The organism is Pedobacter sp. UYEF25 (genome assembly GCF_054061655.1).
Genome location: NZ_JBSSEL010000023.1, coordinates 20,648 through 36,155, shown reverse-complemented (window position 1 = coordinate 36,155; position 15,508 = coordinate 20,648). Strand labels below are relative to the sequence as shown.

Annotated in this window: 8 protein-coding genes; 3 read left to right on the top strand and 5 right to left on the bottom strand. The window is 38.9% G+C overall.

All coding sequences use genetic code 11. The features are described from left to right. Positions 1 to 123: 123 nt before the first annotated feature. Positions 124 to 1,662: a RagB/SusD family nutrient uptake outer membrane protein gene (locus ACVWYG_RS16995; protein ID WP_457271864.1), complete on the bottom strand. Its 1,539-nt coding sequence runs from the start codon at positions 1,660 to 1,662 to the stop codon at positions 124 to 126. Positions 1,663 to 1,672: 10 nt separating this feature from the next. Continuing rightward, positions 1,673 to 4,750, bottom strand: a complete 3,078-nt coding sequence (locus tag ACVWYG_RS16990) for a SusC/RagA family TonB-linked outer membrane protein (protein WP_457271862.1) — start codon at positions 4,748 to 4,750, stop codon at positions 1,673 to 1,675. Between the two features lie 380 nt (positions 4,751 to 5,130). Here ACVWYG_RS16990 and ACVWYG_RS16985 point away from each other — a divergent pair, with 380 nt between their 5' ends. After that, on the top strand, positions 5,131 to 7,683 hold the full coding sequence (locus ACVWYG_RS16985) for an alpha-L-rhamnosidase C-terminal domain-containing protein (RefSeq protein ID WP_457271860.1): 2,553 nt from the start codon (positions 5,131 to 5,133) through the stop codon (positions 7,681 to 7,683). A 412-nt stretch (positions 7,684 to 8,095) separates the two neighbouring features. Here ACVWYG_RS16985 and ACVWYG_RS16980 read toward each other — a convergent pair whose 3' ends face one another. From ACVWYG_RS16980 to ACVWYG_RS16970, 3 genes are all read right to left on the bottom strand, one after another. Then, entirely contained in the window at positions 8,096 to 10,087 is a 1,992-nt protein-coding gene (locus ACVWYG_RS16980) for a beta-L-arabinofuranosidase domain-containing protein (protein WP_457271858.1), read from the bottom strand. A 73-nt stretch (positions 10,088 to 10,160) separates the two neighbouring features. After that, positions 10,161 to 10,412 (bottom strand): hypothetical protein, encoded by a 252-nt coding sequence (locus ACVWYG_RS16975; protein WP_457271857.1) that lies wholly within the window; start codon positions 10,410 to 10,412, stop codon positions 10,161 to 10,163. A 46-nt stretch (positions 10,413 to 10,458) separates the two neighbouring features. Beyond that, positions 10,459 to 10,716, bottom strand: a complete 258-nt coding sequence (locus ACVWYG_RS16970) for a hypothetical protein (RefSeq protein ID WP_457271855.1) — start codon at positions 10,714 to 10,716, stop codon at positions 10,459 to 10,461. Positions 10,717 to 11,894: 1,178 nt separating this feature from the next. Here ACVWYG_RS16970 and ACVWYG_RS16965 point away from each other — a divergent pair. Both ACVWYG_RS16965 and ACVWYG_RS16960 read left to right on the top strand, forming a co-directional pair. Continuing rightward, entirely contained in the window at positions 11,895 to 14,462 is a 2,568-nt protein-coding gene (locus tag ACVWYG_RS16965; RefSeq protein ID WP_457271853.1) for a hypothetical protein, read from the top strand. Positions 14,463 to 14,657: 195 nt separating this feature from the next. Next, positions 14,658 to 15,473 (top strand): phytanoyl-CoA dioxygenase family protein, encoded by an 816-nt coding sequence (locus ACVWYG_RS16960; protein WP_457271851.1) that lies wholly within the window; start codon positions 14,658 to 14,660, stop codon positions 15,471 to 15,473. Positions 15,474 to 15,508: the final 35 nt, after the last annotated feature.

The following is a 15,508-nucleotide window of genomic DNA, read 5'->3' as shown; positions in this document are numbered from 1 at the left end:
TTCACTTGCGCTCCCTATTGATGCAGGCTTTGGAATTAATTGCTAAGGTTTATCATTTGAATAATTCGTTGCAGTTTCCATCCAGAATACTGCAACGAAAAATTACTAACTAACCAAAAGGCTTTAATAACCAGGATTTTGAGTGAGCAGATTGTTAATCTGAAGTTCTCTATCTGGAATTGGAAAAATCAATTTATTTGCGTTGACATTAAATGAAGATGGCAACAACCATCCATACAATGCTTTTAGCCTAACTCCTTTAGCATTGGATACCTCTATGGCTTTTCCAGTGCGGATCAGATCTGTCCAACGATGGTTTTCAAAAGCCAATTCATGTCTTGTTTCATCGGCTACATTGTCCATTGTCGCTATTGCAAGTGCAGGCAATCCTGCCCGCTGCCTAACCTGATTTAAGTATGGAAGTGCCAAGCCGCTTTTGCCTTCCTGAACCAAACATTCTGACAGCAATAATAATGCGCCGGAATAACGGAATATTGGCCAATCGTCTGGCGTGTTAAATTCTGTGGTGTATGGAGGATGAAAGTATTTTTTGATCATGTACATATTTGTTAGGCCTGCTTGAGGAACAAATCCCACCGGACTTTTAATATCTTTAGCTGTAAAATCTTCCACACCACTTATGGTACCTTCAACAACAGCAATTGAGGCTGGCAGTCTCTTATCGCCTGTTTCATAAGAATTTACCATTTCTTGGGTTGGAACATCCCAACCACTAAATATGTTCATCGTGCCTCCGTGATAGCCTGTAAGTACTTCGGAGTTTAGTGTTTTTGGGATGAAGATCCAAGCAAAATTACTTTGCTGTCCGCTTACCAAGTCAGATAAGTATTGCACCTCAAAAATCGATTCTGCACTATTTTTATTCGCAGGATCAAATACGCTTGCGTAATCAGGCAGCAGTTTATAATTCATTTTAGTAATGTCTAGCAGCTCAACTTCTGCAGCTGGGTAGTTTTTAGCAGGCTGCGACATGTAAGTATAGGCCAATAACATTTTTGCCGCTCCTTTAGAAGCTCTTCCAGTTTGAGGGAAACTCGTTACTACGGGGAGTTTAGGAATGGCAGCAGTAAGATCCGCAACAATTTGTGCATATACTTCTTCTACGCTGTTTCTTGGTTTAAAAGCCTGCTCTGGAGCTGTAATCTCTTCAAGCTGCAGAGGAACGCCGCCGTAGTGTTGCACTAAATCGAAATAATAATAGGCCCTCAGAAATAAGGCTTCGCCAGAGATCGCATCTTTAGCGGATTGGTCAAAATCTACGCTTGGAAGTCTGGTTAAGATAGTGTTGACCATCGCAATGCCTGAAAAGGCAATCCCATAACGGTTCCCAGGCGAATTTTGCTGGGCGCTTGAATTGGCATCATCCAAAAAAGTAGCTAGTGACTCCGTACTGGTTTCAAGACCCCTGTTTGCACCATAGCGCGTAAAAAACGCGTTGTCAGAACGCATCTCATCCATATAAATAGCGGTATGTACTATTCCACGTAGGGGCACGTAAGCCGCTGATAATGCTTGGTCAAATTGTCCTTTATCTTTAAAAAAAGTGGCAGAACTTAAAGAGGTCTTGGGATTAAGATTCAGGAAATCTTTTTTGCATGCCGATAGGCTCGCTATAGCAATAATTATTAAAAATTTTTTCATGATAAATCGCTTAAAAGTTAAAGTTTGCGCCAATCGTATATGTCTTTGCTATTGGAAAGGAAGTAAAATCCCGTCCTTGGTTTAAACCGTTTAAACCTGCATAACCTACTTCTGGGTTCATTCCCGGATATCGAGTCAAGGTAAAGGCATTCTGCGCACTCAAATAAATCCGCGCACCTTTAAAATAAGGGGTTGGCTTTACCTTAAAAGTATAACCTAAAGTGATATTCTTCGCCATAATGTAAGATCCACTAAAAACCTGTCTGGTAGTGAAGTTACGGAAATCGGCAGTCGTTCCCGATCTTGTTCTTGGATAGATTCCATCGCCAGGATCTTCTACCGATCTCCATCTATTTGTAACACCTTGTCTCACATTAAATACTCCATCCAGATTTTCTGTCGATTGAAAGGCATCATCTGCAATGTCATTGCCCACGGTACCGGCCAATACTAAACTAAAATCAAAATTTTCATAACTCAACTGGTTGGTTAACCCGTAAGTAAAAGTTGGGTTTGGATCGCCAATAAAAGTACGATCGTGATAGTCGATAATTCCATCTGGAACACCATTTGGACCGCTTACATCTTTAAATCGAGCGGTGCCCACCATGGCAGAGGCATCATGTGGCTGTGTATCAAACTCTTGCTGCGTCATGTACACACCTGTATTTATGTATCCGTAAAACAGGCCAATCGGGTGACCAACAGCTGTCCTATTGTCATCCCAATATTCTTGGTAACCTCCGATTGGTGCGTCGTTGGTGCCTAATTTCTTTACTATATTTCGATCAAATGAGATGTTGAAGCTAGTATTCCATTTGAGTTTGCCTGTGGTGTTTCTGGTTTGTAACGAAAATTCATTTCCCCAAAAATCAAAACGACCTATGTTGGAGGTAACATTGCTAAAACCAGATTGTACAGGAAGATCAATTGCGTACAATAAACCATCTGTTTTCTTCCAGTAATAATCGTAAGTAAAACTAATTCTGTTATTTAATATGCTTAAGTCTAAACCAAAATCATAACCTGCGGTAGTTTCCCAGGTTAGGTTTTTGTTGCCAATTCCATTAAGCGTACTGCCCGACGAGAGCTGATTATTAAAAGTGTAATTACTTTGATTTATACCCGCTAAGTACGTGTAATTCCCAATGTTGTTGTTTCCAACTTTACCATAACTGCCTCTTATCTTCAACAAATTAATTTGTTTAAAATTCTGCATAAAGCCCTCATCAGAAATAATCCATCCGGCAGATACCGATGGGAATGTTCCATATTTGGTATTAGAACCAAATTTGGAAGATCCATCTCTTCTCACGGCTAAAGAAAGAAGGTATTTGCCACTGTAATTGTAGTTAATCCGACCAATCATAGAAAGCAACGAAAAATCGCTAGCATCTACATTTCCAATCCTCGTGGCGGCCACATTTAGATACTGGATGTTGTCGTCAGGAAATTGGGACCCATTAATATTGCTATTTTCGTAATTTACTTTTTGAGCGGTATAACCCACAAAGGCCTCTAAGTTGTGTTTCTCCTTGAACGTTTTAGTATAAGTCAATGTGTTCTCAGAAAGCCAAGATAAGAAGTAATTTGTGTTGTAACTTCCTGATGCAGAAGAAGCTGGAGTAGTTCCTCCAAGTATCGTAGAAGGGCTAAAATTTCTATTTATCGCGTTTTCTGTGTTGACGTTTATACTAGTCTTAAATTTTAAACCATCAATAATCTGATAAGTAGCATATGCATTACCAATCAACGTAAGTGTTTTAGTAAGATTAACTGCCTGATTTAAAACTTGATAGTAATTAGGAGTCGAAAACATTCCCGGAGGTGCAAATCCGATAGGATAGCTGCCGTCGGCATTTTTGTAATTCAGCGTTGGATCGGTCAGATAAGCCACTTGGATAATGTTACGCCCTTCTCCTAAACCAGGTGTAATGTTTTGGTTGCGATAAGTGACACCAAGGTTGGCACCCAGCGTAAGTTTATCGTTTACCGTATAAACGTTGTTAGATCTTGCCGTAAATCTTTCTGCCCATTGGTTAAGCATCACCCCATCCTGGCGGTTATAATTTAGGTTTACTATCGATTTAAGGTTGTTGGTGCCACTGGCAATTGATAGGTTATAATCTTGAGTCGGCGCATTTCTGAGCAGCACATCAAACCAATTGGTTCCATCACCTGGCTGGTATTGGGAAGGATTTTGATACTGCGTAGGAACACCCCCCGTGTAGCCCTCATATTTGGCTGCATCTTCATAATATTCTTTTTTAAACGCTGCAAATTCGGGTGCATTCATCAAATCAGGTCTCCCTCTTTTTGATACCGTCTGAATGCCGGCATAACTGCTTAATTCAATATTTGTTACGCCTGTTTTTGCTTGCTTTGTAGTTACTAAAATTACTCCATTAGCTGCTCTAGAACCATAAAGAGAAGCGGCAGAGGCATCTTTCAGTACGGTAATACTTTCAATTTCATCCGGACTAACTGTTTGCAAACCGCTTTCAGTTGGAAAACCATCAATTACAATGAGCGGGCTGTTGCCAGCATTAATCGATGCTGCGCCACGAATCCTAATGGAAAGGTCGGCTCCGGGGGTACCAGAATTCTGATTGATCTGGACACCAGCAAACTTTCCCTGAAGCTTTTGTCCGACATTGGCCACCGGCATGTCTTTCACTTCAGCAATGTTTAATTGACTGATAGAACCGGTGATTTCACGCTTCTTCTGAGTGCCATAACTTACTACCACAACTTCTTTTAGGTTTTGGGAAGAAGAACTTAACTGGACGTTGATCAATAAGGAATTGCCAATTACACGTGTTTGATCTATGTATCCTACAGATTTAAAACTCAGCGTAGCGCCCAAAGGTGCCGTAATCTGGTATTTTCCTTTTTCGTCTGTTTTAGTGGCCTGCGTTTTTCCTTCTACGGTGATGGAAACGCCACTTAATGGGCTCATACTTGTCGCATCTACAATTGTGCCATGTACAGGAACTTGCGCATATAATAGATAAGGAAAGCATAAACAAGCCAGCAATAGAATTAGTTTTGGAGGCCAAGGGATTTGGAAAGTGAGTTTTTGTTTCATACAAATTGGTTTAAATGGTTAGGTGGTTGCGATAGCTAATATTTACCGCAATACTTTTCTGGATTAAACCAGAAAAGCAAAGGTTTTTCTTTAGGCCTCTCATATTGAATGGTATTACATTTGATTAAATCAAATATAATCCATGACCAAAATGAAAAAAATGTCTAAGCTGTCCTTTTTTTTGTCCTTTTTGATATTTTTTTCCGCTGGTTATTTGGAGCCACAAGCGATGATGTTTGGGGAATTGACTAACATTAGGACATTACTATTTAAAAATATCAAAAAGTTTAAAAACAGGTCAATTTTCAACAATATGTTTAAAGAAGATAATCTATATTTTGAAAATTACCGTAGCCAAATTTTAAATCAATCCAATAATCATGTCCAACCAAGTTCGCTTTATCTTAACCGCTCCATCTTTTTTCTTAGAAAATAAAATCAGTTTTCGCCAGGTTATAATTGTGAGCATCCTTGCTATGATGTTGTATGCGACAGCTGGCAAAGCTCAGATGAATTACAAACCAGTATCGGGTACGGTAACCGGGAAACCAATCGCATTTTCACCCGATCCTTTAAGCAATGTGAAATGGGCTGCGCCAAAAGCTACAGACAACCTACAGTATTATGTCCTCAAACCTATTTCATTTACCACAAAAGCTCCCAGAAGCTTCGACATGACACGCTTTAAGAGTAAAAATGAAATTGTGGTAAACGGTACGGGCGACATCCGTTTTGATTTCGGGAAAGTTAGCGCAGGATGGTTGGAATTTGATTCGGAAGATTTAGCCGACTCGGTGCAAATGAGCATAAGCGAATACAATGAACCAGCAGTATTAAATATTGGTACCGAGCATCATTTCAAAACGGCTAATGTAACTAAGAACGGAAACACTTATCGCCTTAAACTCAATAAACTGTGGTATGAAGGCGTTAGGTTTGGGTGGATTCATATCCGCACGCATAAAAAACAATGGCACATAAAAAATGTACGACTTATTTGCCAAATAAAACCAACAAATTATTTGGGAAGTTTTGACTGCAGCGATAAAGAGCTTACCAAAATTTGGTACACCGGTGCGTATACGGTAAAATTAAATTTGCTTAAAGATTATTTCGGTGCAATTTTAATGGACAGAAGCGATCGACACTCCTGGACGGGAGATGCTTTTCCGGCACAGGCAGCTTCGATGGTTGCTTTTGGGAATTATGATTTTGTTAAAAAAAACCTTCACAATACGGCCGACCTAAGTAACGATATTGCAAGCTATGCACTTTATTGGGTGCTGAGTTTGATAGACTATGTAAATTACACTGGAGATACCGCGTTGGCAACACAATACATTGCCAATGCCAGTAAGAAGCTTGATTTGGCTTACGATCAATTTGGCAAATCGCCAAAGATAAATTTTTATGGTTGGGATGAGCGGCTTGGTGGTGGATTTGAAAACCCTAACCAAGAAGCTCAAAATGCCTATTCCATGCTGTCTATACGCGCTTGGAGCGAATTTGGCAACTTAATGCAAACGATGGGCAACACCACAGAAGCTGAAAAGTATAAAAGTTATGCGCACGAGAAAATGCAAACGATAAGAAGCCACGATACTTGGTTAGCCACCTTCGGTTTGCATGCGGCCGCTGATGCCATAAATACCAGCCTTACCACCGGTAGTGAAAATAAAATGCTGTTTGACAACAATTTTACCGACCGGGTAAATCGATTGTCATATTCTTCTTTTAATGAATGGTTTATCATATCAGCAATGGCTAAGGCCCAGCATTTTGATGAGGCAATCGGTGCAATTCACGATTCATGGGGCGGGCAGATTCGTTACGGTGGAACCACTTTTTTTGAGGTTTATCGCCCCCAATGGAACAACATATTAGGTGAAAACGATGCCCCGGTAAACAACCAAGCAGGCTATACGAGTTTTACGCATCCTTGGAGTGCCGGAGTTGTAAAATGGCTGTCTGAAGAGATTTTGGGCATAAAGCCCATCACGCCTGGCTTTAAAACTTTCGCAATAGTGCCTCATCTTGGCAGAACTTTAACGTCTGTTTCTGGAGATATACCCACATTGAAAGGCAATATCTCTGCAAGTTTTGATGCCAAAACAGGAATTTCGAAAATTACGATCCCCGTAGGAACAAAAGCCGAAAAAATTGCGCTTCCATTAGGCAAAAATATACCAGCATCTTTAACCATTAATGGCAAATTACAGTGGACAGCCAACAATAAATCTAACGCACAGATATCTATTGAATCTGCTGAAAATGAAGACTTTTTAGTGATGCATAACTTAAAACCTGGCCAATATTTATTCGAAGTAAAATATAAATCGCGTGTGCAACGAAGCCCAATAAAAGAACTTCCGTGGATATATAAAATAAAGTCTATTGATCAAGATAGTTTAACTGGAGGAAAATGGACGGGTAAATATGGCACAGATGGATTCGTACTTTTTAATGCGTTGGAAAAAGGAAAGGCCAATACGAAAATGCCTGCATATTTAGACACAGTAATGCTAAATAGATATCAAAATGTACATGCAGCTATTGCGCAGTCTGATGTTAGAATATTACAGAACGGCACCATCGCAAATAGTTTTGGAGCAGTCCAAACGATAGATTATAACATTTGCGAGCAATCTATGACGATTGACATTCCTGTAAAAGATAATAAGCCACATCGAGTTTCACTGTACTTTTTAGATCAAGATAACTTGGGACGTCGCTCTGCCATTGAAATATTCGACCTTAAAACCCTTAATTTAATCGCACCTATGGCCTACATAAAAACCTATAAACAGGGTAAATATGTGAGCTTTGATTTCACAGGGCCAATACGTCTCCGTGTCAATCAAGTTAGAGGAATAAATGTTTCTTTGAGTGGACTTTTCTTTGATAAAGCAAAGCTGAATGATCAAGAAAAATAGATTTAAACCCTATTTAAATTTTGGTGAAAAATTGCTATAGCCAGCTCCATGTGGCTGACATAGCAATTGTTTGGAGGAAAAAAATGCATAATGCTGCTTGCAGAGACGCATCGTGTTGCATGCGCGAAGAGAATTCGCACCCGCGCGAAGGGAAAAGCTAGCTAAGAGCCCTTAGCAGTGCTGGATAAATTGAAGGGCGTTTTGGGTAAGGTTGGAGCCTGACTGGAGAACTAAAATTTTAAAATTTAAAGAGGCTCTTAGTATTATTCTATTTTAAAGCGATCCTCTCAAAGCCGTTGTGTTAAGAGGATGATTCCAAGCTATTCGCGTGGAATCATCTTCCTTAAATCAAATTCATATACATGAACGGGACAAACGTTTCCCTAGAAAATAATTTCTAAACCATGTTGAGTTACTTCCTGCCAACCTGTGGAAATTGAGATATCCTTAACGTTGTACATCCATAAGGAACCAAGGTAATTTTTTCATCGTGTCCATCGCTTTCCAACCCGTAAATATGGCTATAAGGCAGAGGCCCGGCCATTTCATTGTATAATTTCCATGATGGAATTTTTCTACCTACAGTTTTAATAACGATAGGCGCATTTTCCTGATTCCAAGGATACAACGTGTTCTTTCCAGTGGACTCTATTTTAAAATATTCGTTTAGTTTTGCATCGCTAACTTCATATAACCCATAGTTCCATGGAGTTGTCGGGCGAACTTCAGTATAATTACCGAAAGTTGCAGAATCAACTTTATTGGTTATGTTTTTGAATTCTTCGCCAATTTTAAGGGCATAAGTAATTGGTCCACGCTCGATGGCCATAGAATTTTCGTACCATTTAGTTTTGAAGATATGCATTGGAAGAACCAACTCCAACACATCTCCCGATTTCCAGTCTCGATCTATTTTAACTACTTGATTGCCATTATGTTGGGAAATTACCCTGCCATTTACGTTTACAGTAGCTAAAGTACACCACCTTGGTATCCTCAAGTGAAAAGGAAACTTAACCGAATTTTTAGTTTTAATGGTAAACTTAATACTTTCCTCAAATGGGTAAGAAGTCTCTTCTGTAATCGTAACAGGGACATTCCCTGCAACTTTTGTGCTGACTTCACTCGGCGCATAAACCAATGCGGCAATCCCCTTGTCTGGCGTTACATACCAAAGGTTTTGTGTGAACTTGGGCCAACCCTGATGCATGTTTGAGGTACAACAAGGATATCCAGTCAAAAGACCGTAACAAACATCAGTACCTCCATGATTATCGCCAAAATTATGCATCTGACGAGTGAGCATGACTTGGTTTGCCTGCTGGAAATATTGATGAGTCGAATAATCATCTGAAGCCTGAGTAGGTAGTGCATTAAAAGCAATTTTCTCTAATTGATCTGCGTAATCAACAGCTCCTGTTATTTGCAACGAACTTTCTAACGTAAACATCATTTCTACTGCAGCGCAAAACTCGCTACCTTGAGTTGGGTTGTTCCCATGCAATGCCTCATCACCACCATATAAACCATTGGCCATACCGTCATAAGTCCTCAGATTATCAAATCCTTTTTTTGCCGCATCAACGTATAATTTTTCAGGATGTGCCTGATAATAAACCAATGGCTCCTTCATACCCTGCGCTAAATTTACGGTATGAATGCTGCCCATTTTTTGTAGCAAATCGGTATTTAAAAAAGCATTTGTAAAATCGAATGTCTGTTTGTGAATTAGCTCTCCCAAATCCAGCAGAAACTTGTCGCCGGTGATATTATACAACCAGTAAACAACCATTAAATTATCTGCACCACGGTATTTTGCCCAGTAAGTCCAGTTGTCAAGTGGCTTTTTAGGAAGTTCGTTCAATTGGTACTTAAAATAATTGGTCATGAGCTTAATCACCCTTTTGTCTCCTGTAGCCGTATAATACTGCTTCAGCACTTTTAGCATGACCATCTTTGGCCACCAATCCCGACTATTGTCTCTTTGTAGCCCTTCTTCTTGTGGGTAATCTTTTGATGGGCCAAAATATCCATCTGGCGTCTGGCTTTTTAGCGACCATTCGATCCAAGGCTTTACCTTTGCAATAAGTGTTTTATCATTAAGTATGTAAGCGAGTGGAAGTAAACCATCTATCCAGTATGGCCCACGCTCCCACTGATCACCATCGCCACCCAACCATCCATTTCGCTGGTTCATCAATGGATAAAGTTTATCCAGATTACCTGTTGCGCCATTTTTTTGGCGGACAAGCATTTCTTGGAGCCATCCTTTTGCTTTTATGGCACCCAGTGGCAGCTCCTGATATGGGGTTTCGATTAAGCCAGGTTTAGGTGTTATGTATTGGGCATTAACGCTCAGGGAAAACAAAAACAATGATAAAAAAAGAACACAAATAAATTTCATATCGGTATATTATAAATTGAGATCAGCAGATTTAGCTTTCATAAAATTTTAAAGCTAAATGCATAAATTTAGATTAATTAAAACCCAGTTTATCAAATCTCTTCAACAGGTCTGGAAAAATAGTTATTCTCCACTCAGTACTTCCCAGTGGAACTAGGGTAATTTGCTTTTCCTCCCCCTTCTCAATCAAAGTCGGTAACTGAGGGGTATATGTGTCGCGGTATAACTGCCAGTTTGTAATGGCAACTGCGTTCAGTTCTAGTTTCACCGGTGTTTTTTTAGGATTCCATGGATCTGAAAAATCTTTCGAGGATAATACCTTCACGGTGGCATGTTCAACAGGCGCAAAATTCCAGGCACTAACAGGCGTCTTAAATGTTGAATTTGTTAAAAGTCTGCAATCCCGTAATGTCGAAGCCAAAGGCAAAGTGACCATTTCCTACTTGAGTAGGCCCTTTAACATTTCTGTCGGTAATGTGTAAGTTATGCCTGTTCACCAATGCTTTTCTGTCTATTTTCTGACCCAATACCTGAAAAGGCGAGACAAAAAGATAAAGCATCCCTAATGCCGTTAACTTTAGGTAAGTTTTATAACAAATCATTTTTTTTTGTTTATGAATTAAGTTCATATCAATAAAGTTTTAATTCTAAATATCTTGTTAGAAATGTAGAATTGATTTTATATAAGTAACCACGATTTTTCCCGCGAAGTTGATAAATTTCTGAAAACATGAAAGAGAATCATAGAAGTAAATACAAATTTATCTTCAATCAATAAACTCTAATCCAAGCAATTGCAATTAAAATAAGGCCTTAGAACTAAGGCTAGACTATTTACATCTTCCCCATTTTAGAAAGGCCGAATTGCACAACCTTTGTGATTTATTTTTTTGATATAGTCTATTTGTATCTGACTAGTTGCAGTGTTCATAATATATCTGGTTAATTGAATGTATAATCAATAAATCAAAACTAAAGAATCTTACTACTAATCTATTTTACTAGAAAGATATAATATTTACACTTTTTGATATTATGGATTTATTACAAGGATCTAGAAAATGTAATTTTGTGTGTCATTAATTTACTTCAAAGAAATAACTCCAAGCTTACAATAAGAATAGTATTAACTCTATTTTATTTGTGAATGAAAAAGCTTATGGCGCACTTAAAGCCCACAATTTGCATCATAGTAGAAATTTTCGGCCTCTAATTATTCAAGAACAATTAAGCGGAAAACTAACGTTCCTATTAACTCATTTCATCAATTGAAGATTCAAAAATCTTACCAATATTTATATTTCTTCAACAGGAGCATAAAAAAATTTACACCGAATTTGGTCTGGTCAATACGGATTTAATGTTCCGGTTCGTTTTGCTTTAATTGCAGGGTGTTGAACTTGCGCTACACTGAAAAAACAACTGAGCAATAAAATAATTATGAAGAAAGTATCAATTTAAATATTTCATATAGTTTTAGTTAGATAGAGCATTTATTATACACACAAGACAATGCTACAATCAGACTACTACCGTATACCCAACTTGTTATTTTATGTACTTTTTGATAAATATTCGCTTCGTCAAATAACGGGAACCACTTAAAAAAAATTAACTTTTACCCAAAGGAAACAGTTTGTGTGCAATTGGCATAGATCGAAGGGTATTTTTTCGGTTGTCACTCAATTTAATAATATTATCTGGCAGAAAGTGCAAATAATAGCTGCATTATTGCAAGGAGAAAACAGTTAAAACTCTTTACTTTCGCAAAGCACTTAAACCAACACCATCTTCCAAATTGTTTCTTATGAGTTACTTAGTTTGTAAATCTGTCTTGCAATTTTACTTGAAGAAAGATTTAAATCGACTTTGTTTTGCTGTTCTTTTTCTACTATTTTTTGCTTTTTACGGAAATCGGGCAATTGCGCAAATCAATGATTATCCGCCTATTTCGGCAAAGAAGATAGGAACTCTAAACCCGCACTCCCCAGATCCAGTCTTTAATTATAAATGGGCTGACCCAAAGGCTACAGATGGTTTAGAGTGTTATACGTTAGCGCCCGTAAGTTGGACGCCTTCAAATTCGCAAAGTTTTAATTTCGATGATTTTAAGAAAAACAAGGTCATTACTGTAACGGGTAAGGGCGATCTTCGCTTTGATTTTGGACAAACAAATGCAGGATGGCTCGAATTCGATAGCCCAGATTTTAGCGGCGAAATTGAGATGAGTATAAGCGAATACAATCAACCTCCCGTTTATCCATCTAATTACCCAACAAAAACATTAAAGCCTAAAAAATATGGAAACACCTATCGGTTAGAACTGAACCCCGATTTGTATGAAGGGGTACGGTTTGGTTGGATTCATGTAAAATCGTTCTCCAAACCCTGGCATATCAATAACCTGCGATCGGTTTGCCAGATCAGGCCTACCAATTATAAGGGAAGTTTCGCCTGTAGCGATACCTTGCTCACTCGCATTTGGTACTCGGGTGCCTATACAGTAAAGCTCAATTTGCTCAAAGATTATATGGGGGCAATTTTAATGAATCGAGGCGATAGGTTTTCGTGGACCGGCGATGCACATCCCGCTCAGGCTGCATCAATGGTTGCATTTGGAAATTACGACTTTATAAAGAAAAATATTGCTTATACGTCAACCCAGTCCAACGGCATTAAAAGCTATGCGCTCTACTGGGTTTTGAGTTTAATTAACTATTACCGCTATACTGGCGATGCCAAAACGGTTAAAACCTATATCGATAATGCTTGTGAAAAGTTAGATGATGCGTATAAGGCATACGGATCAAATCCAAATCTAGAATTTTACGGCTGGGACGAACGTTTGGGAGCGGGTTTCGAACATCCTAATACGCCAGAACCTCAGCGAGCCTATAAAATGCTTTCCATCAGGGCATGGAAAGAATTTTCTGACGCTATGGGCATTTATGGTCGAACAGACCTATGCGACAAATACAAAAACTATGCGTCTGAAAAAATGCTTGCCCTCAGGAAAAACCCCGAGTGGTACAAGCCCTTTGGTCTTCATGCCGGTGCAGATGCTGTTACCACCGGTCTTTTAAGCAATAATGAAGAGCAAGAAATTTTTAAAGAGCGTTTTACCGACAGAGTAAATCGAATTTCTTATTCGCCTTTTAACGAGTATTTTATCATTCAAGCATTCTCACAAATGAATAAATATGATGATGCTTTGAGTTCTATTAGAGATTTGTGGGGAGGACAAATAAAATATGGAGCCACCACCTTTTTTGAAGATTACCGTCCTTCATGGAATTTAGTGGTAAAGAAAAATGGCCCAATACCTAACAACCAATGCGGTTTAACCAGTCTTTGCCATCCTTGGGGTGCAGGTGTAACTAAATGGCTCAGCGAAGAAGTGTTGGGCATAAAACCGACTTCACCTGGCTTTGCCACCTATGATATTCTTCCGCATTTAGGCCGAACCCTAAACAACGTATCGGGAAAAACCCCAACTCCACAAGGTGATATCAGCGCAACTGTTGATGTTTCAACCGGTTTTTGTACGTTTTTTACGCCTGCTGGTACCATGGGGCGGATTGGCATCCCGAAGGTTGAAAAAAACATCTCTTCCATAAAGGTAAATGGCAAGTTGGCTTGGGATGGCGCCTACCATTCTATTAATGGCCTTAGCGGTGCGGCAGAAGATGCTCAATTCGTATACTTTAAAGGTGTATTACCCGGAACCTATAATGTTGTTGTAGCCTATAAAGGTACAACGCCACTTTACGCTGAACCAAAAAACTTATATGCCGCAAATTATATCGGAATTGATTCTACAACTAGTGGAAATTGGGGAAAAAGCTACGGGAAAGATGGCTACCTGCTATGCAACTATAATGGCGACGGAAAGGATAAAAAATCCTTGCCTTCTTATGTATCTTCTATTAATTACTATAAGATAAAAGGAAACAACCAGCCTCTAAATTTGGTCTGGAAATCAAACACAAATGATCATAGGGCACTTGCTCCAAATAAAAGCAACGCTTTTCCAAGAACTGCCGCCTGTTTATTTGCAATGGATGCAGATCAAATTGGATATACTTTCACCACTTCGGTAGTGATAAAAGGCATACACGACTATAAAGTTTCACTTTATTTTGTAGACTGGGATCGTAAGGGCAGGCAAATTGAAGTTGAAATGTTTGATGCAGAGCATTCCGAACTGATTGCGCCAGTAAAAATTGTGAAAAATGCTACTGGCGGAGCTTATTTGACCTATGCATACAACAAATCGGCAAAATTTAGAATTAACAAGGTAAGAGGCGACAATGCGGTATTAAGCGGAATATTTTTCGATCCAGCAATTCCCGCCAATAACAGTTCCCGCTATTAAGGAATCATACATTATGTGCAGCTGTAGTATAGCAATTGAATCTTGATCTTAATTTGAGTTATTAATACTTGCCGATGGTTGTTAAAGTTAGTTGCAACAAATTTATCATTAAGTGCAAAAAATAACCTAATTTGTATAATTTATAGCGCTCTAAATCTAATAAATTTGGTTTTTTAACCATTTATTCACTGAAATATGAAAAGCAACTTAAATGCAGAGCAGATTGCCACTTACCAAAAGGATGGCTTTTTGGTGATCGAAGATTTTTTAAGCCCTGAGGAATTAGACAATTGGAGATTAGCGTTAAGCGAGGCAGTAAAAAAAAGGAATGGCAATAAAATGCCCGATCGAAAAGAAGTTTATGGCAAAGGCGATGACGCCGATAAATCCTACTACGACAATGTTTTTGACCAATTACTTAACCTCTGGCAGGATAATGATTCTATAAGGAAGATTATGTTGGATGAGCGCTTGGGAAAAATGGCTTCAGAGCTCTCTGGGGCAGACGGAATACGCATTTGGCATGATCAAGCGCTAATTAAAAAACCATGGGCCAACCCAACTTCTTGGCATTTAGATACACCATACTGGTCGTTTAGTGACAGGAGAGCCTTATCTATATGGGTAGCACTTGATGATGCAACCTATGAAAACGGCTGTCTTTTCTTTATTCCCGGCTCTCAAAAAGGCACTAATTTTAACAACCCAGGGATTGGAAAAAACATGGGCGTTATATTCGAAACCTATCCTGAGTTCAAAACCAGCAAATCTGTTGCTGCGCCTATGAAAGCCGGAAGTTGTTCTTTCCATAACGGGCTTACCATCCATGGAGCCCATGCAAATATGACCTCAGGATTTCGACGTGCCATGACCTGCGCCTATATGCCAGACGGCAACGCGTTTAATGGCAATCAGAATATTTTAAGCGACGAAGAAATTTCAAAGCTTAAAGTAGGTGATACCTTAAACAACGACTTGCTGAATCCTTTGATTTATAAGAAGAAAGAATAGAAAGTATGCTTTTAAACATATTTGATTTCACCTTC

What these genes read in the sequence shown, in the direction of transcription:
- ACVWYG_RS16995 (WP_457271864.1), bottom strand. Translation starts at nt 1,662, where the DNA reads ATGAAAAAATTTTTAATAATTATTGCTATAGCGAGCCTATCGGCATGC.
- ACVWYG_RS16990 (WP_457271862.1), bottom strand. Translation starts at nt 4,750, where the DNA reads ATGAAACAAAAACTCACTTTCCAAATCCCTTGGCCTCCAAAACTAATT.
- ACVWYG_RS16985 (WP_457271860.1), top strand. Translation starts at nt 5,131, where the DNA reads ATGTCCAACCAAGTTCGCTTTATCTTAACCGCTCCATCTTTTTTCTTA.
- ACVWYG_RS16980 (WP_457271858.1), bottom strand. Translation starts at nt 10,087, where the DNA reads ATGAAATTTATTTGTGTTCTTTTTTTATCATTGTTTTTGTTTTCCCTG.
- ACVWYG_RS16970 (WP_457271855.1), bottom strand. Translation starts at nt 10,716, where the DNA reads ATGAACTTAATTCATAAACAAAAAAAAATGATTTGTTATAAAACTTAC.
- ACVWYG_RS16965 (WP_457271853.1), top strand. Translation starts at nt 11,895, where the DNA reads ATGAGTTACTTAGTTTGTAAATCTGTCTTGCAATTTTACTTGAAGAAA.
- ACVWYG_RS16960 (WP_457271851.1), top strand. Translation starts at nt 14,658, where the DNA reads ATGAAAAGCAACTTAAATGCAGAGCAGATTGCCACTTACCAAAAGGAT.